The following is a 21,502-nucleotide window of genomic DNA, read 5'->3' on the forward strand; positions in this document are numbered from 1 at the left end:
GCGCCCATTCATGGCCAGCGTGAATTTTTTAGATTAAATTCACAATCCCATACGAGAAAAGGACCAGCAAATTTTTAATTTACTAATCCTCATCTCACTTTTTATATTTATCAATGAATCAATCCAGAAGTTGGGGGAAGTACTAGCTAAGCTATCCCCAACGGCAATAAGGGAATATTAGATTTATAAATGTAGGGTATTTCCTGTTCGCGCTCGCATTTCCTCTATGTTTTTCTTATCTTTTGATTTACTTTCTTTCAATTTCTCCTCCCAAAAATCAGCACCTTTAATTCCTAGTTTAACAGGATCGAAGACTGGTTCAATTCCTGCTTTCCTTTGTTGTTCATAATCTTTAAATACTTTTAAGGCCGTTTTCGTTAGCATTAATATAGCCACTAAGTTTAGCCAAGCCATGCTTCCGAAGCCAAAGTCACCAAGTCCCCATAATAGGGATGCGTTTTCGACACTTCCAATATAGATCATTCCTAAGAAAAGAATCATTAAGCCTGCTTTAAACCCTTTTAAATTTCTATTTCTTCCAAGGTAAAAGAGGGTTGTTTCAGAAATATAGTAGTAAGCCATTAGCGTTGTAAAGGCAAAGAAGAAGATCGCAACCGCAACAAACAAACCACCAAATCCAGGGATAACGCTTTCAACAGCCGCTTGTGTCCACATCGGACCAGCTTCAACACCTGGGATATTGTCGACAATCGAAGACTGTCCTTCTGGAGTAATGTTGTACATGCCCGTGATTAAAATCATAAGTGCCGTAGCTGTACAAACAATGATCGTATCAATATAAACAGAGAATGCTTGAACAAGACCTTGTTTTGCCGGATGAGATACAGCAGCAGCGGCTGAACTATAAGTTCCTTCCCCTACACCAGCCACGTTGGAAAATACAGCTCTCTTAACACCCCATGCAATCGCTGCACCGAACATACCACTAAACATTTCATTTGTTCCAAATGCACTTGAAATAATTAACCCAAACATTGCTGGAATTTCTGATGCATTAGCAATTAAAAGAACGAACGTGACAATCACATATCCTAAAGCCATAAAAGGTACAACTTTATCTGCAACAGAAGCGATTCGCTTAACACCGCCAAAAATAATGATGCCAAGTAATGACACAAGAATGATACCAGTGATGCTTTTATTGAGACCCATTGTGTTTTCAAATCCAACAGCAATCGTGTTAGCCTGAATACCTGGAACTAATATTCCATAACACAGTGTAACAACAATCGCTACCAACACCCCGAACCACTTCATTTTTAAACCTTTTTCAATAAAATAAGGAGTTCCGCCTCGGTATTGGTTCCCATCTTTTACTTTATAGACCTGAGCTAGAGTCGATTCAACAAAAGCACTTGCTCCTCCCAATAAAGCCATGATCCACATCCAAAAAACTGCTCCCGGACCGCCAAATGCAATCGCAGTAGCAACCCCAGCGATATTTCCAATACCGACCCGACCTGCTAAAGCCATACAAAACGCCTGGAAAGAGGACACACCAGATTCCGGTTCACCCTTATCAAAAAGAAGCTTAATCATTTCCTTAAAATATCTAATTTGCACAAAACGCGTAATAATGGAAAAGAACAATCCAGCACCAAGTGCAAACGCCACCAACCCCAGACTCCAAACCATACCCGACGCTTTATTCACCAATTCTTCCATCTTATCCCTCCTATGTAAGCGCTTCAAATAAATCGTTATATATGTTATTCGTTTTTATAACATTAATAATTTTCAGATAATAAAAGGATTTGGAAAGGGACATGGGACAGGCATGCTGTCCCGCTCCCGTTCATTTATACACTTGTCCCATTGTTGCTTATATTGACCCATCCTGTTTGATGCTAACAAATACACTTTTCACTTCTGTATAGTTTTGTAAACCATACTCTCCACCCATTTCGCGGCCGATTCCTGATTGTTTGTAGCCACCGAATGGCATTGTTTCCCATTCAAGACCAAAATCATTAATCCAGACTGTACCTGATTGAAGTTTACCTGAAATGTAGTGAGCCTTTTTGATATTTTCTGTCCAAACACTTGCAGCTAAGCCGTAATCACTATCATTTGCTCGTTTAATCACCTCTTCAATCGTGTCGAACACGAAAATCGACATAACTGGACCAAATATTTCTTCACGAGCAATCACCATATGATCTTCGACATCAGCAAAAATGGTTGGCTGAACAAAATATCCTTTTTCAAATGCTTTTTCACCGCCAGCAACAAGGCGTGCCCCTTCTTTTTTCCCTTGTTCAATATAATTAAGAACCGTTTGATGCTGTTTAGCTGAAACAAGTGGGCCCATTTCTGTTTCAGGATCCATACCTGGCCCAACCTTTAGAGCGTTTGCTTTCTCTGCTAGAGCTTCTACCACTCTATCATAAATGTTTCGTTGTACATATACACGTGTACAAGCACTGCAGTTTTGGCCATGGTTGTACATCGTTCCGTTAAACGCCCCTTCAATCGCTTCTTCAAGATAGGCATCTTCTAAAATAATCGCTGGGGACTTACCGCCAAGCTCTAGTGTAACGCCTTTAATTTGATCCGCAGCCTTTTTCATGACTTCTCTTCCGACAGCTGTTGATCCAGTGAAGGCTACTTTATTGACATCTTTATGTGTGATGATCGCTTCTCCCGCAATTTTTCCTGATCCAGGCACAATATTCACAACTCCATCTGGAAATCCAGCTTCTTTGAATAGTTTTCCTACGTAAAGAAGAGAAAGTGGTGTTTCTGTTGCCGGCTTAATGACAACTGTACAGCCAACTGCAAGTGCAGATCCAAGCTTCCAAGCAGCCATTGCAAGCGGGAAGTTCCATGGAATAATTTGCCCTGCAACCCCAACTGGCTCGTGTAGAGTATAGGTTACATAATCCTTTGAAATTTGAGTGGTCTTACCAAATATTTTCGTAGCCCAGCCGGCATAATATCTAAAATGCTGGATCGTTCCGTCGACGTCATCTGACAGAGCGACTGTATATGGTTTTCCGTTATCCAATGATTCTAGCTGTGCAAGCTCTTCACGGTTCTCTTCTAAGAGATCAGCAAATTTATAGATTAGATGAGAGCGTTCAGCGGCATCCATTGTTGTCCATTCGCCTTCATCAAACGCCTTTCTTGCTGCAGCTACCGCTACGTTAATATCTTCCTCTTGCGCTTCACTTACTCGTGCAATAACCTCTTCATTGGCAGGATTAACGACGGAGAACGTTTTACCACTAATTGCCGGTACATATTCACCGTTAATATATAATCCTTTCACACCTTCCAAGAATTCTTGAACTTTCGGTTTCAAATTGTAGTTTGTCGCTTGCATGTTCTCTCTCCTTTGCTGTTTTAGTTATTTACTGTTTCTAAATTGGCAAGTAGTTCTTTTAGCAGTTGATCTTCCTCAGGTAATAAACCTAAACGAGGGTAACGTGCAGGACCCCCGGCTTGTCCATTTAATTCCATCGCTCTCTTCACAATTTGCACGTACTTTCCAGATCCTTCAAGGAATGCACAAAGCGGTAAAATACGATCATTGATTGCCCACGCTTGTTCAAGCTCCCCGTTTTGGAAATGGTTATACATTTCTGTAACAAGCTTTGGTACGATGTTTCCAGCAACAGAAATCCAGCCAGTTGCACCAACTAAGTAAGACTCCATCACAAGCTCTTCAGCACCGCAGAATACTTCAAAATCTCCCTTACCTTTTCTTGCAAGATCTCTTACCTTGCCAATTTCACCGCTTGATTCCTTAATGTGAGTGACATTTTCACATTCCTTACCAATCTGTAACATTAAATCTGTGCTCATATTAACCCCAGAAGTAAATGGGTTGTTATAAAGCATGATTGGTAGATTAACAGAACGAGATACTTCTTTGAAATGGTAGTAGATTTCATTTTCCTTCGGCTTCATGTAATAAGGATTAATGATGAGAGCAGCATCCGCTCCTTGCGCTTCAGCCTGCTTTGTATTCTCGATTGTTTCTTTTGTTGTCTCACCTGAAGTGCCCACAATCACAGGGATGCGTCCGTTTACTTCCTTCATTACCGTTTCTACCATTTGATATTTTTCTTCTTTTGATAGACTGACAAATTCGCCAGTACTTCCATTGATGACAATACCTGCCACACCTTGATCGATGAAGTAATTAACATTATTCTTTACTCCGCCCCAATCGATTTCTTGCTCCTGTGTCATTGGTGTAATTAATACTGGATAAGCTCCTCTAATTTTAGTCATTTTATTTTCCTCCTTAAATTTTTAATTTTTTATTTTAGTAAAAACCCTGCTGATAAAGGATCTGTCGGGTCTAATACATATGTCTGCATACCCGTAATAAATCCACGGGCTGAAAATCTAAACTCGTAATCAGTTTCAATTTGTGATAAAAGTTCTGCTGTCAGCTTGCCATTAAAAATGCTTTCATTTTCAATAGGACTATATACAGAAACATCACCATTTCCTAATAAGTAGGTGCTGCAAGCAGCTGTTGTACCAAATCCTGGGGAACGCACAATATAGCCATCCGGTCGGAATGTGACCGTTTTGATTTTCCCTTCACTTCTTTGTGAATAATCCAGAATGACTACTCGATCCACCTTATTTTTGCCTTCTAAGGCTTCAATCGCCTTTTGTCCCCATTGATTAATGTCAGTAAGGTTGTCTATCTCAATCTCAAAAGGCAGTTCTGCTTTATCAAAAATGGCATATTGCTGATCGGCTTGAACAAGAGTAACTTCTGTCTGTAAATCTAAATAAGACAATGCCACATGGGTTTGTACAACCTGGCATGGCTCGCTTATTAACTTAACTAATTTCACTTCATTGGCTTTCATCACAGCCGTAACCGTAACAATACCGCTGACTGTTTCAATGCTGTATTCATTTGACGGCTTTGCCTTTAATTGACCACATTCCAGTAATGCAGTGATAACAGCCACAATTCCGCCATATTGCATGGGAACGGTTCCGTTATGATTGAAAAAGACAACCGCTGCATCGGCGCCGCTTTTAAAAGGCGGAATGACCAAACAACCATTCAAGCCTGCAAATCCGCGGGGCTCATTTAAAAGAAGTTTAATTTCTTCCTCATAGGCATGCGGAAATTGTTCATTCAACTCTTGTAAACTTTGATAATGAATAAATGGTGCATCCTTAATAATTCTAAAAGCCTCGCCTGCTACGTGGACATCAGTTGCTGTGTAAGCCTTTTGAATGTTCATTTCACATCCTCCATTTCATGTTCCATTGGGGGAATGAGTAAAAAGCCTTCTTTAAGCGGATCTTCCTCGTTATAAAAGAACTGGTGCATTCCCATTAACCATGCTGAACCAGCGATTCTAGTTATGACGGCCTCCACACCCTGAACATCTGTTGTTTCAAGGACTCTTCCACGGAATAAAGAGCCGACAATACTTTCATGCACAAATTCCTCGTCGATGCCGATCTCCTTTTTGGAATAAAGGACAGATAATTTGGCTGATGTACCTGTACCGCATGGTGAACGATCGATCCCGCCTGGAGGAACGATAACTGCATTTTTCACATCTGCTTCCTCATGAGTTGGCTCAGTGAAAAACTCAATATGAGTCAAACCACGTATAAATGGATACTGCGGATGAACGATATCCGTTATTTCGTTAATCGTATTTCTAATTTTGATCGCTTTTTCAATGATTTTTGATGCATTCTCCGGTATTAGCTCTAATCCAACAGATGCGGCATCAATGATTCCATAGAAATTACCGCCATAGGCAATGTCTGCTTCAACGATTCCAATTCCCTCGACCTCAACTGACACATTCTTTAACAGGAAGGCAGGGACATTACAGAAGGAAACCTCTTTTGCCTTTCCGTTCTCTACCTTAATCTCAGCCTCCACAAGGCCTGCTGGTGTATCAATTTTGATTGAAGTCACTGGTTCTTGAACTGGGATTAGCCCTGCTTCCACTAATGCTGTACAAACACCGATTGTGTCATGACCGCACATTGGCAAGTATCCACCTGTTTCAATATAGATCACTCCGATATCTGCTTCCGGATGGCATGGATCTGTCAACAACGCACCTGACATTACATCATGTCCTCTTGGTTCATTCATCAGCAGCTTACGAATCCAGTCATATTCCTTTTGCATATGTAGCATTTTTTCGGACATTGTTGCTCCTTTTAGCTCAGGGAGTCCACTAATCAAAGTCCTTGTCGGATTTCCACCCGTATGTGTATCAATCGTTGTAAAAACTCGATTTGCATTCATCAGATCAACACCCTTTCCTTAAATCGAGAAAATTTTAGCGGATCAATCGGGATGCATGTCTCTTTTTTATTCAGCATTTCCTCTATCACTTTTCCAGTTACAGCAGCAAGACTAATTCCGTCTCCCTCATGACCAGCAGCAATGTAATAATTTGGAATCCCCTCGACTTCTGACACAATAGGTAAATGATCCTCCGTCCAAGGGCGTAAACCTGCATAGGAACGTATGACCATCATGTCAGCCATTTTCGGATAAAATCTAATGGCGCGATTGGCAATGCTTTTAATAATTTCATTGTTGACCTTTGTATTAAATCCAACAAATTCACGGCTGCTTCCAATTAAGAAGTTTTGACTTTCTGTTGGTTCGAAAACAAGTGCTACGCCATATTTTTCTGTAATCGGATCCACCTGGCGCTTGCCGCCAAATTTGGATATTAAATAGCCAAATTCCATCACTTTTCTTGGCCCAACAAATTCCTGGCGTGATGCAACAATGATATGGCCTTTTCTCGGTTTAATTGGAATCGACAAGTCAAGCATCTCGCCAATATATGGAGCCCATACACCTGCAGCATTAATGACATAGTTCGCGGTGAACGTCCCATTGGTTGTTTCAACGGTAAATGTACCCTCCGCCTCCCTTTTCATCCCCGTAACCACAGTTTGTTTATGGACTTTAGCGCCCATCTTCTTTGCACCATCAAGAAGATTAAAGGCAAGAAGATATGGGTTAACTGTTGAATCTGTTGCACACTCTAAGCCGCCTAATAAATCATCAGCAAAATACTTTGAATCTTGGCGGATGTCCTGACGATCCAACATCCTGAATGGCAAACCGGCCTCCTTCTGACGGTCAACCCATTTTTGTGCGGCTTCCATTTCTTCTTCTGTTTCACAGACAAGGATGCTTCCAGGCGCGCGGTAATCAAAAGGTTGTTTCAATTCTCTGCTTAATTCATCTACTAATTTCTGGCTGACAAGTGACATTTGACTGTCAAAGCCAGGATCTTTATCAATAGCTAAAATATTTCCATCACAGCGGGATGAAGTCCCACTGACAAATTCACCTTTTTCAATTACTGTTACATCTCTTCCAGATTTAGAAGTATAATAGGCAATTGCACAGCCAATGATTCCACCGCCTATAACCAAAACATCACAATGATGTCTCACAGAACCAACCTCCCTTCTTCTTGTTACATCATTTTATTAATGCAAATTGCGTGCCAACTTTGGTAAATGTTTAAAAACAACAAATCCCATACTATTTTTACGATTATTCCGAATATTCCCTTTGTATCCGTTTGCAATTGTCAAATTTATTGATAAACTAGTGTATAAAATATTAAACAGTGTAAAAATATTTTTACATTATAAGGAGACTGTTATGTTTGAATTACCGTCAGTCAAAGAAATAATTGAAAATAATTTTATCCACCTAAATCAAGTAGATAATGAAAGCACTTTAGGAAGGGCTCATTTGGATGACTCCTTCTCTGTACTGGCTGATGTTTGCAAGCACTATCCAGCCGTTACCGTCACAGATTCAAGCGGTCAAGACCTTGGCTGCATTACAAATGAACAAATCATTGATTTTTTGCATGATTCCTACAATCAATTAAAGGCTTTCTATGAAACTGTCATTGAAACGATGGACGCCTCAGTGACAGTGATTGATGCTAATGAGCGTGTCCGTACTTGGACACAAGGAGCAGAAAAAATTTTCTCTGTTAAAAAAGATGAGATTATTGGCAAACCAATCATAGAATTCTTTGAACATAAGAATCTAGAAATCTTGGAATCCTTGCACAATGGAAAAAGAATTCGGGGAAAGCATCACCAAGCAAGATCTAATCTATTTGTTCTTATAAATGCAAACCCTGTTTACTTTAATGAGAGTATTATTGGGGCAGTTGTTTCGGAAACCGATGTGACAAGCCAAGTTGTTCTTAATGAAAAATTGTTTAATATGTCTTCAGAAGTTCGCCGTTTAGAACAGGAGATGGCGAAATACAGGCCTTCAGATCCTTTTAATAGCATTAAAGGGAAAAGTACTGTGATGGAGAAAACGGTGCAAATGGCGAAAAAGGTGTGCACCGTTCGATCAACTGTATTGATCTTAGGAGAAAGCGGGGTCGGTAAGGAGGTCTTTGCTAAAGCTATTCATGAGGCAACCGAGGGGCCAGACGCACCATTTATTTCCATCAACTGTGGCGCTATTCCTGAAACATTATTTGAAAGCGAATTATTCGGCTATGAACGTGGTGCCTTTTCCGGTGCTGATCATAGAGGGAAAAAAGGAAAAATTGAGCTCGCAAAAGGCGGCACTCTTTTTCTAGATGAAGTTGGCGAAATGCCTTTAGACATGCAGGTCAAGATGCTTCGAGTGCTTCAGGAAAGAAAGTATTACAAAGTTGGCGGCGAAAAGGAACTAGAAGCTAATTTCCGGGTCATTGCCGCAACCAATAGGGATTTAAAGGAATCAATAAGAGAAGGTCAATTTCGCGAGGATTTATATTATCGGCTCAATGTTGTCAGTTTAAAACTTCCTCCATTAAGAGAACGCAACGAGGATATCGTTGAACTGATTCATTATTTTTTAAAAGATTTTTCACTGCGCTATCAGCGTCCTATTCATCATTTTCCACAGGAAGTGATGAAGGAATTGTTTCAATATGATTGGCCAGGCAATGTCCGGGAGCTGCGTAATGTCGTTGAACGTCTTGTTGTTTTTGCGACAGATGGCGTCATTCGAAAAGAATATTTACCATTTCATTCGGGATTGATCCACTCGGATGGGGCTGATAAGGACCCTCAGGAAAACTATTTGGAATTGGACACAGATATTTTGCCGCTTCAGGAGGAAATGGATCAGCATGAGAAGAAGGTGCTTGAAAAAGCGTTGACATTAACCCATGGCAACAAATTAGAATGCTCGAAAAAACTGGGAATCACCCGAGCGACCCTTTACAATCGTCTAAAACGCCTCGGCTTAGGCTAATTTAACATTCAGGCTTCAAAGTTGGTACGATTCTTGCATTATATTTTTACATATAATTAAGAGGGGGATTTTCCAAATGACTAACAAAGAAGCACTTGTGATCTGTCGTTGTGAAGAAGTTACCTATGGACAGCTTTTCGCAACAGCGGATGAATATCAATGCACAGCCAGGGAACTAAAGCTTAGAACAAGGGCAGGAATGGGTTTCTGCGGAGGACGTACTTGCAGAGTAACGGTCGATCGGATCATTGAAAGTGTCGTACCGAATACAAACGAAGCCGAAATCCCACTTAAATATCAGCCTCCAATTCGCCCTGTAACTTTTGGAACAGTGGGCGAAAATAATGACTAGAATTATAGATCATCCTATTTTAGGAAAATTAGACGATAGGCAAAAGATTCCTTTCTCATTTGATGGAAAAGAATATGAAGCCCATGAAAATGAAACAATCGCAGCAGCCATGCTAGCAAACGGTGCGAGAACACTGCGTTTTCATGAGGAAGGCGGAACACCAAGAGGGTTCTACTGCAATATCGGTCACTGCATGGAATGCCGTGTAAATGTCAATGGTCAGGCCAATGTAAGAGCCTGTTTAACTGTTGTGACGGAAAATATGGTTGTTGCAAGCGGGAAACAGCATCCTAATATTGTTAAAAGGATGGTGGAGAAGCAATGATAGATGTAATCGTAGTAGGAGCAGGTCCAGCTGGTTTAGCTGGTGCCATATCCTGTGCTGAAAATGGCTTAAAAGTAACCGTCATTGATGAATTTGTTAGACCAGGTGGAAGATTACTCGGCCAATTACACCAGGAACCGTCTGGTGAATGGTGGAATGGAATAAAAGAATCAGAGCGTCTGCACAATGAAGCTCAAAAACTATCAGTAGATATCCGCTGCGGTGTTTCTGTATACAACCTAGAAAAAGATGGGGTTTCATGGAATGTTCATACTAATATAGGAACACTAACAGCTCCTTATGTGCTAGTGGCAACTGGTGCAGCTGAGTTTCCAATTCCTGTGCCAGGCTGGACTCTTCCAGGCGTTATGTCCATTGGCGCTGCACAGGTCATGACCAATGTACATCGTGTCGAGGTCGGCAAAAAAGGCATCATCATTGGTGCTAACATTCTAGCATTTGCGATTTTAAACGAGTTGCAATTAGCCGGAATTAATGTGGAACGCATTGTTTTACCTGAAAAGAGCCCGCTTAGCAAAAATGCCGGAGAACCAGAGGAAGTCATGAAGTCGCTTCTAAATGCGGCCCATCTTGCCCCGTCAGCAATGTTGCGTTTTGGCAGCCGCTTTATGAAAAATGAAGGATTCCGCAAATTAGCAATGAAGTTTTTCCCTAAGGGCGGTGTTAAGGTAAATGGCACACCATTGCAGCTTAGAAAAGCAGCTCTTGAAATTCTTGGCAAGGAGCACGTGGAAGGCGTCCTCACTGCAGATATTGATGCGAATGGAAATGTAATCAAAGGTACGGAAAAAGTATTTGAAGCCGATTTCGTATGTATCGCAGGTGGCTTGTATCCATTAGCAGAGCTTACAGCGGTTGCCGGTTGCCCATTCGAATACGTTCCGGAACTAGGTGGACATGTTCCGCATCATTCTGAAAAAATGGAAACTCCACTCGAAGGATTATTTGTTGCCGGAAATATCACCGGAATTGAAAGTGGGAAAATCGCCATGGCCCAAGGAACAACAGCTGGCATTTCGATTGCAAAACACGCTGGAATAGATAGCGATGATATCAATGAGAAGCTTGAACAGGCAATGAAGAACGTTCAAACTGTCCGTCAAAACGCTGCTATCCAATTCAACCCTGACATTGCAAACGGCCGCAGAAAAATTTATGTGCTATGGGACAATCTTTATAGGAAAGAACAGGATTCCTTACAGGAGATAGGATAAATAAAGTGATTCTGGAATTTCGAACATATACTTACCATCTCTTCTACCATTGACAAAACAATCTAACCGATAGATGTTACTATTAACAGAACCCACCACGCCTCTTAACAATGCGGACCAAGGTGGGTCATTTTGTTTTTAGAAGAATGCACAAGAGGATCCTGAAAAAAATCAAGCTAAAGTGAAACCCCCAAAACTGAGATCTATATATAAAAGATTCAGATTATACTGAAAGGATATTGCAGAAGTTAACTATTATCGATTATCTGCCATGTCTTTCTCTACTAAAACTTAAGTTCTTTAGTTGTTGTTAGTTTGATCGGGTATCTTACAGCTAATTTTTTGTATTCATCTTCTGTAGTTTCTTCAAACCCTGCTATGGAAGATGTACAATCTTCTAAAACATAAATTATATAATCATTGTGATTGACCTTTTCAAACTCTTCTACAATCTGTTTAACCGTCTCTAGAACACAGTGAGACTTAGCCTCTCCACCAATAACTAACCTTTTATAATTCATCAATTTACTTAGCAGATTTTTGTCTGTTAAATCTGTTTTTGAATATTCGGGTTTCACTATCCCATACATTTCGGATATAGGATTTAACCCTTTTGTCACGTAGTGTACATCCTTCTCTTTGTATAAAGAAAAAGCAAATAACAAATTAGATAATTGCGTTTCAATTGCGGCACCAAATGTACCTTGGAGGCAATGGTAACTCCAAATGATTAAGGATTTCTTTCCAGTTGCCTCAAGTTCACGTAGATACTCTATACTTTCTTTTTCTTGGTAAAGGGGTTTCCAATTACCTTCCAACGCATCTTGATAGGTAATAACTGTAAAAGACTCTGGATACTGTCCTTTATCATTCACCCACCAAGCAGGATGAAATATTTGCTTCGGCTGATGAATATCTAAGCTCATAAATATGTCATCTATCACATCAATATTTTCATAAACAAACTTGGCAAAGTTTCTTACGTCTTGATAAGAGTTTGCAACACCTAAATTCCCTTCTTCCAAGAAATCATTTTGAAAATCAATACCTATTACAGCCACTTCGTTATTCATTGTTGGATTAGACTTTAAACTTGTTAAATTCGGTTTTTTCGTATTCGCTTTCCCGACTAGATCATCATCAAATAATTCTTCAAATAAAATATTCAATTAGTCCACTCTCCTATAAAAACCTAATGTTATTAACGCCTTCATTTTCTGCCACCGCTTCAACCATTTTTCGTCCATGATACAAAATATTCTAGGGCTCTTACACATTTTCCTTTTTTAAAAGGCTTTGTTATAACTGAATGTTGATTGCAATGTAATAGTGCCTTTTAAAAAGAAAAAGCCCGTCCCGATGGAACGAACTTTCTTAACTATATCTTTTCCCCGCTTCCCAATCTGTTGGGCGGTCATTCGGGCGAATATCTTCAAGTGGCACAAACACCTCTAAGTGACGATAGAGGTTTTCAAATTCAGCTGGTAACAATCCGCCAAACTCACCATCCAAGTTTAACTGAACTTTTTCCGTGGCATGAACCTTAATCCGGTTTGCCTGTGTGTAGATAACATTTGGATCATGGATATGATCCCCGCGAAGAGCTAGTGTCGCAATCCGAATAAATTCAGCAAGATTCGTCTTCTTCAAAATCAGAAGCGAAAATAGCCCATCGTTAATGGAGGCATCAGGTGCTAGTTTTTCAAAGCCGCCAATGGAATTGGTCAGCCCGACAAGAAACAGCATCGCCTCGCCCTCAAATAACTTCCCATCATACTCAATCGACACCTTCGAAGGCTTAATGGAAGGAAGCATTTCCATTCCTTTTAGATAATAAGCCAATTGACCGAGCATCGTTTTTAATTTACTTGGTACTTCGTATGTAATCTCGGTGATTCTACCGCCGCCAGCAATATTAATAAAATACCGATCATTGATACGCCCAATATCGACGGGAATCATTTCCCCTTTGGTGATAATATCCACTGCCGCTCCAATATCTCTTGGAATTTGCAGAGCTCGGGCAAAATCATTCGTCGTACCTGCCGGAATAATCCCTAATTTCGGTCGATATTCCTGTTCAGCGAGACCGTTAACCACTTCATGAATGGTTCCGTCGCCGCCAGCTGCAATAACAATATCATACTTACGCTCTACAGCTATCCGTGCTGCTTCCGTCGCATCCCCTGCACCTGTTGTCGCGTGACATGATGCTTCATATCCAGCCAATTCTAGCTTTTGAAGAATTTCTGGAAGATTCCGCTTTAGAATTTCACGGCCTGAAGTAGGATTGTAAATCAGTCTTGCTCTTTTCATCGTTTCATCATCCTATTTTTGAAATCAACATCGGTAATAGCTATCCGCTCACTTCAATATTCTACCAATTATTATTCTTGCTTACAAACATCAAGACATGCGTATATACTATATTACCTTCAAACATCCATCTCTTATCATAACGTTTTTTTATTTTTTTGCAAAAATAGACTCAAGATTTTTACTGATTTGTTTGAAGACTAATATCATAAGCATCCGCAATGCTGATGTGATACTTTCCTTCGCCAGACTGATATACCGCATTTTTCCTGCCATTATCGATTCCATCAGCCGTCTTTACCTTTGAGACCCTCCAGTCACCCTCCTTTCCTCTTACCTCTCCTACACCCACTGCATCAATTTTCAAATTACTTTTTGCGGGTACATTGATCGCAATGGATGAGGCTCTCTCGATATTCCAGTCGCTGACAAGAGAGCGCGGCTTTAAGATCAGTGAATTATCACTGCCTATCACTTCAAGCTTCACATCATTTGGAACCAGCAGTGTCGCTGCAACCTCCCCATATGCATGGAAAGGACCAATTTCGTTTGGCAGTGACTTCATGTTTAAATAAAGTGTATCCCCCTTTTGATTTACGGAAACCAGATCCTCTGCATTTTTTAATAACTCTGCCTTCTTGGAGGTTTGCAGCCGATAGGTGCCGAACATCGAAACCTCTTTTCCATCGGTAGATTCGACCGTCATCTGATGGTCCACCGTCCTAACCACCACTCGTTTGATACTGTTATCCATTTGGTAGGAAAAAGCAGGCAATTCGAACGAGCGCTCTTCCCTTGCCATCACTTCTTCAGCTTTATCCAAGATGCCTGTCGTACTTACGATTGCAAATACAATCCCCGCCATTCCGATGACACCTACAAAGAAGATACTTAGGAAATCATATTTTAACACCGGCTTTTCCTGTCGTGACAAAAATAGATAAAGGAGAATCTCTATCCCGAGGACGACCAATAATAGCGGCCACCAAGCTGTCATTACTTGGACAAGTTCTAACCCTAAAAACTTTGAAAAAAAGAGAAAGAGGCCAAGAAATAAAAGCGAGGCCCCCATTGAAAATGTTCCAACACGCCAAGTTCTCATGCTTCTTCCCCACCCTTTCTTTTTCTAAACAGGAACCCAATCCCAAATCCGATTATAGCTGCACCTGCAATTGTTTTTCCCCATTTACTCATGCTTCTTAGCCTCCCGCTTTTGTTTGCTTCCAGATAAAAGCTTAATTCCCCCGCCAATCAACAAGAGACAAACAAGTCCTGTTTGAAGATATCCTTGGACCCAATACATCACATCAATATTGATAAGCCTGTTTAGGAATGGTGAAAAAGCTGGAAGAAAGATGTTCATCACGAGATAGTAAAGACCCATTAAGACAAGCCCGATGCCAACCCATTTTTGATGATTGAGGAAATATGCAATAATTGGTACATCCTCAATCGTTTCTTCCCCGTATCTTGAAACCTTTTGCATTGCATCAAAAAAGCTGTAAAACCAGATAATCGGAATTAAGAATAAGAAGATCCCTAGTCGTAATGTATCTAATATATAAATGGAAAACAGAAACGCGGCCATTAATTGAATTCCACGGCGCTGCAGACCAAGATACAGATGTCCCGCCCCTGGAAAAATCGCGAGAAAGGTCGCAATTGATTTGCTCTTTTTACCATCTTCCCGGCGCATCTCAAAGTCTTCAAATATCGTCCGGTCAACAAGTTCCTCTCCGCGCTGTTTTTTGTTTACCTGCTGCACAGCGTCAAAAAATCCATACACCCAGATAATTGGCAGAGCTGCCAGAAAGACCATAAATTCAGCGCGGTTGGATAGGGCTGTCACAAATATGACCATGACCCCAAGTCCTAGGAAAGTCGCCAAAAGCGTTAATCCCCTGGTCATTAACCCAATTTGGAAGTGGCCTAAACCTGGGATAAATGATAAAACAATCGTATAAAACCGTTCTGAATCTTGGGAAGCCTGGCTTGGCTGCCCCTCTAGATTAGCTGACTTCAGCGCCTTCTTATGTTTGGAAACCTGCACCCCCATGTCAATAAAACTAACGAGGTAAAGGAACAATCCTAACATAAAGGTCACGATGGCAACTTCCTCATTATTCGTAACCAACCCAATGACAGTGACGAATGCCAATCCCATCACGGTTAGTAGATAAAATACGCCGCGAAACATATTGCCGAAATAAATATGGCCAAGACCTGGAAATAAGGACAAGGTCAATGCTTTTGTCGGATTTTTCATTTCTTATTTGCCTCCTTTTTTTCTAGTGAATCCATCCATGCAAAAGTTTTATTAATAACGCCCTCCGTCACCGAAGGCTTCTTTTCCTGAATTTGCGGCTTATCAATCGAATTCGCATACGCCGCTAGCGACTGAAAGACTCCTGAAAAGGTTAATAATAATGTCGCTGCCGCGGCTAATAAATAATGAAACACCGCTTGCTGATAAAAAGGTTTTTCCTTCATTTTGGTCATTTTGGTGTCAGGCACCGGAGGAACAATTGACATAGTGTTCAGGTTTCTAACGGTGTCAGGCACCACAGTTTTCTGCCTCGAAACCTCTGCCATGACTAAGTCGGTAAAGTCACTACTGTCTGAAAGAATTGGAAGTGATGATTCACTGGCTTCTACAGCTATTAAATACTGGTCAAGACATTGATCACACGAGTATAAATGGTTTTCTAATTCCTCTTTGGTATTCTCATTAACTTCGTCGTTTACGTATTGCAACCACTCTTCAAAACTGTAATGCTTCATGAAAAATCGTCCTCCTTCCAATTCTTCTTCATCCAATGACGGGCCCGATACAGCTTCGTTTCAATTGTTTTCACCTGTACATTCTGTTCATCTGCCATTTGCTGATAACTTTTTTCCGCGATGTAAAATCCGTAAATCACATCACGATAATTTTCGGGCAGTTCATCAAGCTTTTTCCTGACGAGCCTTCTCCGGTCTAGTTCGATAATCTCTTTTTCGACACTGTCTCTCGGTGACCCGGCAGATTGTTGTTCGAGGTCCTCCGCCACTTCCTCTCGTCTTCGCACCTGTTTTCGTTTTACATCTATGGCATGATTAACGGCAATTCGAGTCACCCATGTTTTAAATCCTTGATTTTGGTATTGGGGGAGAGAAGTATAGATTTTCATAAATACTTCCTGTGCGGCATCTTCTGCTTCCTTTTGGTCTCGAAGCACAGCAAAGATGGTCCGGAACACATCATTGCGGTACTTCTCAACCAAAAGTCGAAAGGCATGATCATTGCCGTCCAGCACATTTTCTATTAAGGCTGCATCACTAATCGTTCTCTCCCCCTTTCTTTTTTTCTTACTACTTAATAGACGAAAGGATAGAAACCTACCCCTACACTATTTAAAAAAATTATTTTTTTAATTCTCTTCATCATACCATGAGGTTGAACCTAAAAACCGTGCGGGTATCGGCCGCACGGTTTTAACAATTACTATTCTTTAATTTCCAATCCTAATAACCTCGCAAATCCAATCGCCTGATCTGGAGAAACCATGCATCCGGCCACACTATCAAGTGATAGATTTAAGCGGTTAAACTTACAAGTACTTAGGTCCACTCCTTTTAGTGTAGTACCAGTAAAGTTCACATCATCAAGATCGGAATCTTTAAAATCAAGTTTATTAAATTTGGCTTCGTAGAAATCAGCACTCCTAAGAGAACAATTTTCAAATCTCATTTCCTTCAAGTCGGCATATCCAAACGAGCCCATATTCAGATTACAGTTTTCAAATAGGACATTCCTTAGGGTAGCATCTGAAAGATTTAACCCTAATAATTTGCAATCACGGAACTCGACCCGGTGGATAATTCCATCCGTAAAATCCACATTGGATAGATCGCATCGTTCAAAAATCACATCGGTTAATTGAATAAAGCGAAACGAGCCATCGAGGAAGGTAACATTTCTAAACACTACCTCTTCGAATCTCACTTTTTCAACTTCCTCTTGTGAGATCGAACAGTCGCTTATAATCGCCATGTTAATATAAGAATCTTCTCTATCATTATAATCAAATGGAGTTAAGCTGGAGGGCATTTTCGGTTTTTGAATTTTTAGCTTCTGACTCAAATCGATCATCCTTTTCATAGGTATTAGTGGTATATCATCTCAATAGAAGAACTAGACGGCCCATTAAGGCCATCGGAATATCTTCTCATGAACTTGCATAGGTATTAGCAACTTGGCCAAAATCTATTGATCACATTTCGAATGATCCCTTTTCTTTACATAAGACTCAGAATTCTACAAAATAATACCACTTAAATATGATAGAATCTAGGAATAATGGGAATTTACTACTAAAATACTGGTTGAGGGAATGATGCATATGTTGTGGTTGTTGCTTTTGGCTTCCTATTTAATCGGAAGCGTTCCCACAGCTTTGATTGTGGGCAAGTTGATCTTTGGAGTGGATATCCGCGAACATGGCAGTAAAAATCCAGGAGCTACCAATACCCTGAGGGTTCTTGGTAAAAAATCTGCTGTATTCGTCCTTATTATTGATCTCGCTAAGGGCGCTGTTGCAGCCTACCTGCCAATTTACTTCAATCTTGATGTGGAACCCCTTTACTGTGGTTTAATAGCTGTTGTTGGTCATTGCTTTCCAATTTTTGCAGGCTTTAAAGGCGGAAAAGCGATCGCCACCACTGCCGGGGCTTTGTTAATCGCCAACGTCTATCTCCTGGTCATCGCGTATGTTGCTTTCTTTTTAGTTATCTTTTTAACCAAATATGTATTTTTTGGATCCATCACGGTTGGCATTAGTCTTCTCATCTATTCTTTAGTATCTTCTAAAATCGAATTGGACCTTATCTTTATTTTTTTCTCGCTATTCTTAATTTATTTGCATCGCTCTAACATACGCAATTTTATGTTGGGCATCGAGCCTAAAATAAATGATAAAAATTTGATCAATGATCGCATCCCGCCAAAGGGCGGCTTTAAAATGTAAGTAAAAGGATCCCTAGGCAGTTATAACTGCCTAGGGATCCTCATTTTATTTTATAAGTGTCGCCAGGATACTATTAGCAACTGTCTGCCAAATGGAGGCATCTGTTTGATAGGTTGCTCTAAGGCTCTTAAACAATTCTGTTTGTTTCGCTTGGAAATCCTCTGCATCCTTATTTGGCAAGGCAGCACGCTTTTCCATTACGAAAGCCTGCAATTCAGGTGCTCTTGGTCCCCAGACACCGACTTCATTTCCTTCTTCATTAATGAAAATAAAGATAGGTATGGCCCTCGATGTACCATTAGTTAAGTATTGGTCCATTAACTCCAAATTCGAGTCTCGGAGTACAAAACGAACTTCCATCCCGACCGCTTCAGCTATTTTTAGTAAGATGGGGTTATTCAGCATCGCATCGCCGCACCAATCTTCTGATAGGACAATCGCACGTAGGTTTTGCGGCCTTAATGCCTCAATCCGATTCTTATCCTCTTCCGTTAAGGTGAAGCCCTCATAGATCGCAAGCATTTCCTCTTTATTGGTAGTCATAGCATTTATGTACCCATCAACAGTTAATCCTTTTTGAAACCATTGGTTTAAATCCAATTTCACTGCACCTCTTTCATTTTATCCTATAATAGTCGTTTTAAGAATCAGTTACAATAGAACTGCTTAGTGAGATACGCCAATGTTATTCCACAAGTATTTTTTCCTATTTCAAAAAAACTATATTTTAACACTAGTAATAGAAAATTAAAGTTGATAGAATATTTTATAAATAGGAAATATTATTGAAAGTATTTTCTACGATAAGTAAATGAAGGAGGGCACCTATGTCTAATGAATCACTACAACTACTTTCGATTGGAATCTATATTGCCGCTATGCTTTTTATCGGTTGGTACTCTTATCGAAAGACTAGCAATCTTACAGACTACATGCTTGGGGGACGGTCTTTAGGACCTGCTGTAACCGCATTAAGTGCAGGGGCAGCTGATATGAGCGGCTGGCTTCTAATGGGATTACCCGGCGGAATTTATGTAACCGGTTTAGCAGATGCGTGGATCGCCGTAGGCTTAACAATTGGAGCTTATCTAAACTGGCTATTGGTGGCACCTCGCTTGCGTTCTTACACTCAAGTGGCCAATGACTCAATTACGATTCCAAGCTACCTTGAGAACCGTTTTAAAGACAACACAAAACTACTCCGTATTGTTTCAGGTATTGTTATTCTTATTTTCTTTACTTTCTATGTTTCATCAGGAATGGTTTCTGGAGCTGTCTTTTTTGAAAGTTCATTTGGCACAAGCTATCATACCGGACTTCTTATTGTTGGCGGCGTTACGGTTGCCTACACTTTATTTGGTGGATTCTTGGCAGTAAGCTATACAGACTTTATTCAAGGGTTAATGATGTTGATTGCCCTTGCCCTTGTTCCAGCAATTGGTATCTTCCACACAGGAGGCCCTGCTGAAACGATGGAAACGATTCGCGCGATTGACCCTACGAAACTTGATTTATTAAAAGGGACAACCTTTTTAGGAATTATTTCAGCAATGGCCTGGGGCCTAGGCTATTTTGGACAGCCGCATATTATTGTCCGCTTTATGGCAATCAAAACAATTAAAGAAACAAAAAGCGCCCGTCGCATTGGTATGGGCTGGATGATTATCTCGCTTATTGGTACGATCTTTACAGGATTTATTGGTATTGCCTTTTTCCATAACAATCCTGAGCATGTCTTAAAGAATCCAGAAGCAGTTTTCATTGAATTAAGCCAAATTTTATTCCATCCTCTATTCGCAGGATTTGCTTTAGCTGCCATTCTCGCAGCGATTATGAGTACGATTTCTTCCCAATTAATCGTTACTTCCAGTGCACTTGTTGAAGATCTATATAAAATGGTGATGAACAAAAATGCTAAGGATAAACAGCTTGTCTTCTTAGGAAGAATGGCAGTACTGCTCGTTTCAATCATTGCCGCGGCACTAGCATTCAAGCAAAATAGCACGATTTTAGATCTTGTCGCATATGCATGGGCAGGCTTCGGTGCTTCTTTCGGTCCAGTTATCTTGCTAAGTTTATTCTGGAAAAAGATTACGAATTGGGGCGCCCTATTCGGGATGATCGTCGGGGCGGTCACCGTTATCGTTTGGAAAAATGTCGGCCTTGGTGACACTCTTTATGAAATTGTTCCAGGCTTTGTTTTCAACCTTATTGTCGCTGTCGTTGTCAGTATGCTGACGTATCGAAAAAATGATGAGATTGAAAAAGAATTTACTGAAAGTGTTCGCTTGTTAAAAAGCGAAAAATAATAAACACGCTCGGATCCCATTGATCCGAGCGTATTTACTTTTCGATCATGGTCGATAGTTTGATGACAGTTTTCCAATTTCGCACTGTTGCAGGAACCTCTAGTTTTGGGAGCTGTCCTGCTAGTTTTGAATCGAGAATACTTTGCCTTAGATACAGATATACTTCCTTTCCGTTAATAAAACATTCGTCCGGTTCACTTTTGAAACTGCGTAAATGATCTATTTTCTCTTGGGAAGGCTCGTCTGCTAAAAAAGCAAGTTGGATACTCTCTCCTTCTTTCAATGATTCCATAGAGTAGGGGCAATCACGGATAATCTGCTCGTATTCCTCGGCTGTTCTTAAAATAACAGGGACCGGAAAACCAAACGTCTTACTTATTTCTTCCTCTAATTGTCGGCTAAGTTGGGATGCATCGTTACTTGATTCAAACAAAACATTGCCACTTTGAATATATGTTTTTACTTTTTCTAAACCCAGCGTTTCTAATAAAATTTTTAAATCGGCCATTTTGATTCGATTATTCTTACCAACATTAATTCCTCTCAGCAGCGCAATATAAATGGTCATCCGTGCACCTCACTTTTTTTAGATATTCACCTTCCTAAAATCTTACCATTTATTCGTTGGTTTAAACTATCTACTATTTGCTGGTTTTGAAGGATAATTTGAGTCATTGGG

General features: G+C 40.4%; 21 protein-coding genes. 6 read left to right on the top strand and 15 right to left on the bottom strand.

The annotated features are described in order from the left end of the window. Window positions 1–183 precede the first annotated feature (183 nt). The 6 genes from FS608_RS24930 to FS608_RS24955 all read right to left on the bottom strand — a co-directional run bounded on the left by FS608_RS24930 (window position 184) and on the right by FS608_RS24955 (window position 7,452). A complete protein-coding gene (locus FS608_RS24930) occupies window positions 184–1,686 on the bottom strand; it encodes an alanine/glycine:cation symporter family protein (RefSeq protein ID WP_144555267.1) in 1,503 nt (500 codons plus the stop codon). Window positions 1,687–1,843: 157 nt separating this feature from the next. Beyond that, window positions 1,844–3,346 carry an aldehyde dehydrogenase family protein gene (locus FS608_RS24935; RefSeq protein WP_144555268.1) on the bottom strand — a complete coding sequence of 501 codons (1,503 nt, stop codon included), beginning with the start codon at window positions 3,344–3,346 and terminating at the stop codon, window positions 1,844–1,846. A gap of 20 nt (window positions 3,347–3,366) precedes the next feature. Beyond that, window positions 3,367–4,260: a 4-hydroxy-tetrahydrodipicolinate synthase gene (dapA, locus tag FS608_RS24940; protein WP_144555269.1), complete on the bottom strand. Its 894-nt coding sequence runs from the start codon at window positions 4,258–4,260 to the stop codon at window positions 3,367–3,369. A 29-nt stretch (window positions 4,261–4,289) separates the two neighbouring features. After that, window positions 4,290–5,243 carry a proline racemase family protein gene (locus FS608_RS24945; RefSeq protein ID WP_144555270.1) on the bottom strand — a complete coding sequence of 318 codons (954 nt, stop codon included), beginning with the start codon at window positions 5,241–5,243 and terminating at the stop codon, window positions 4,290–4,292. Then, entirely contained in the window at window positions 5,240–6,277 is a 1,038-nt protein-coding gene (locus FS608_RS24950) for a proline racemase family protein (RefSeq protein WP_144555271.1), read from the bottom strand. The genes FS608_RS24945 and FS608_RS24950 overlap by 4 nt, the downstream gene beginning before the upstream one ends. Continuing rightward, a complete protein-coding gene (locus FS608_RS24955) occupies window positions 6,277–7,452 on the bottom strand; it encodes an NAD(P)/FAD-dependent oxidoreductase (RefSeq protein WP_144555272.1) in 1,176 nt (391 codons plus the stop codon). Before FS608_RS24955 ends, FS608_RS24950 begins: the two co-directional genes overlap by 1 nt. 214 nt (window positions 7,453–7,666) lie before the next feature. Between FS608_RS24955 and FS608_RS24960 the strand changes: the two genes are divergently transcribed. The 4 genes from FS608_RS24960 (at window position 7,667) to FS608_RS24975 (ending at window position 11,192) form a co-directional block, all read left to right on the top strand. Beyond that, window positions 7,667–9,280, top strand: coding sequence for a sigma-54 interaction domain-containing protein (locus tag FS608_RS24960; protein ID WP_144555273.1), 1,614 nt, complete (start codon window positions 7,667–7,669; stop codon window positions 9,278–9,280). Between the two features lie 76 nt (window positions 9,281–9,356). Beyond that, window positions 9,357–9,632 carry a (2Fe-2S)-binding protein gene (locus FS608_RS24965; protein WP_144555274.1) on the top strand — a complete coding sequence of 92 codons (276 nt, stop codon included), beginning with the start codon at window positions 9,357–9,359 and terminating at the stop codon, window positions 9,630–9,632. Beyond that, the gene (locus FS608_RS24970; protein ID WP_144555275.1) at window positions 9,625–9,957 is read left to right on the top strand and encodes a (2Fe-2S)-binding protein; all 333 of its coding nucleotides are present in this window, start codon (window positions 9,625–9,627) and stop codon (window positions 9,955–9,957) included. Before FS608_RS24965 ends, FS608_RS24970 begins: the two co-directional genes overlap by 8 nt. Next, the gene (locus FS608_RS24975) at window positions 9,954–11,192 is read left to right on the top strand and encodes an NAD(P)/FAD-dependent oxidoreductase (RefSeq protein ID WP_144555276.1); all 1,239 of its coding nucleotides are present in this window, start codon (window positions 9,954–9,956) and stop codon (window positions 11,190–11,192) included. Before FS608_RS24970 ends, FS608_RS24975 begins: the two co-directional genes overlap by 4 nt. 284 nt (window positions 11,193–11,476) lie before the next feature. On the opposite strand, the gene FS608_RS24980 is transcribed toward FS608_RS24975, so the two are convergent. The 7 genes from FS608_RS24980 to FS608_RS25010 form a co-directional block, all read right to left on the bottom strand. After that, window positions 11,477–12,361 carry a cysteine hydrolase family protein gene (locus FS608_RS24980; RefSeq protein WP_144555277.1) on the bottom strand — a complete coding sequence of 295 codons (885 nt, stop codon included), beginning with the start codon at window positions 12,359–12,361 and terminating at the stop codon, window positions 11,477–11,479. A 205-nt stretch (window positions 12,362–12,566) separates the two neighbouring features. After that, a complete protein-coding gene (locus tag FS608_RS24985) occupies window positions 12,567–13,508 on the bottom strand; it encodes a diacylglycerol kinase (protein WP_144555278.1) in 942 nt (313 codons plus the stop codon). A 181-nt stretch (window positions 13,509–13,689) separates the two neighbouring features. After that, window positions 13,690–14,610, bottom strand: coding sequence for a hypothetical protein (locus tag FS608_RS24990; RefSeq protein WP_144555279.1), 921 nt, complete (start codon window positions 14,608–14,610; stop codon window positions 13,690–13,692). Between the two features lie 84 nt (window positions 14,611–14,694). Next, window positions 14,695–15,774 carry a DUF6677 family protein gene (locus tag FS608_RS24995; RefSeq protein ID WP_144555280.1) on the bottom strand — a complete coding sequence of 360 codons (1,080 nt, stop codon included), beginning with the start codon at window positions 15,772–15,774 and terminating at the stop codon, window positions 14,695–14,697. After that, window positions 15,771–16,289 carry an anti-sigma factor family protein gene (locus tag FS608_RS25000; RefSeq protein ID WP_144555281.1) on the bottom strand — a complete coding sequence of 173 codons (519 nt, stop codon included), beginning with the start codon at window positions 16,287–16,289 and terminating at the stop codon, window positions 15,771–15,773. The genes FS608_RS24995 and FS608_RS25000 overlap by 4 nt, the downstream gene beginning before the upstream one ends. Next, window positions 16,286–16,804: a sigma-70 family RNA polymerase sigma factor gene (locus FS608_RS25005; protein WP_395947825.1), complete on the bottom strand. Its 519-nt coding sequence runs from the start codon at window positions 16,802–16,804 to the stop codon at window positions 16,286–16,288. The genes FS608_RS25000 and FS608_RS25005 overlap by 4 nt, the downstream gene beginning before the upstream one ends. Window positions 16,805–16,992: 188 nt before the next feature. Further along, entirely contained in the window at window positions 16,993–17,631 is a 639-nt protein-coding gene (locus FS608_RS25010) for a pentapeptide repeat-containing protein (protein ID WP_260871814.1), read from the bottom strand. A gap of 259 nt (window positions 17,632–17,890) precedes the next feature. On the opposite strand from FS608_RS25010, the gene plsY reads away from it, so the two are divergent. Then, window positions 17,891–18,514, top strand: a complete 624-nt coding sequence (gene plsY, locus FS608_RS25015; protein WP_144555323.1) for a glycerol-3-phosphate 1-O-acyltransferase PlsY — start codon at window positions 17,891–17,893, stop codon at window positions 18,512–18,514. Between the two features lie 45 nt (window positions 18,515–18,559). On the opposite strand, the gene FS608_RS25020 is transcribed toward plsY, so the two are convergent. Beyond that, window positions 18,560–19,114 (bottom strand): thioredoxin family protein, encoded by a 555-nt coding sequence (locus FS608_RS25020; RefSeq protein WP_144555324.1) that lies wholly within the window; start codon window positions 19,112–19,114, stop codon window positions 18,560–18,562. Between the two features lie 227 nt (window positions 19,115–19,341). On the opposite strand from FS608_RS25020, the gene putP reads away from it, so the two are divergent. Then, entirely contained in the window at window positions 19,342–20,823 is a 1,482-nt protein-coding gene (putP, locus tag FS608_RS25025) for a sodium/proline symporter PutP (protein ID WP_144555283.1), read from the top strand. Between the two features lie 34 nt (window positions 20,824–20,857). Here putP and FS608_RS25030 read toward each other — a convergent pair whose 3' ends face one another. Next, window positions 20,858–21,391 (bottom strand): DUF1697 domain-containing protein, encoded by a 534-nt coding sequence (locus FS608_RS25030; protein WP_144555284.1) that lies wholly within the window; start codon window positions 21,389–21,391, stop codon window positions 20,858–20,860. Window positions 21,392–21,502: the final 111 nt, after the last annotated feature.

This window comes from Bacillus sp. X1(2014) (assembly GCF_007678255.1).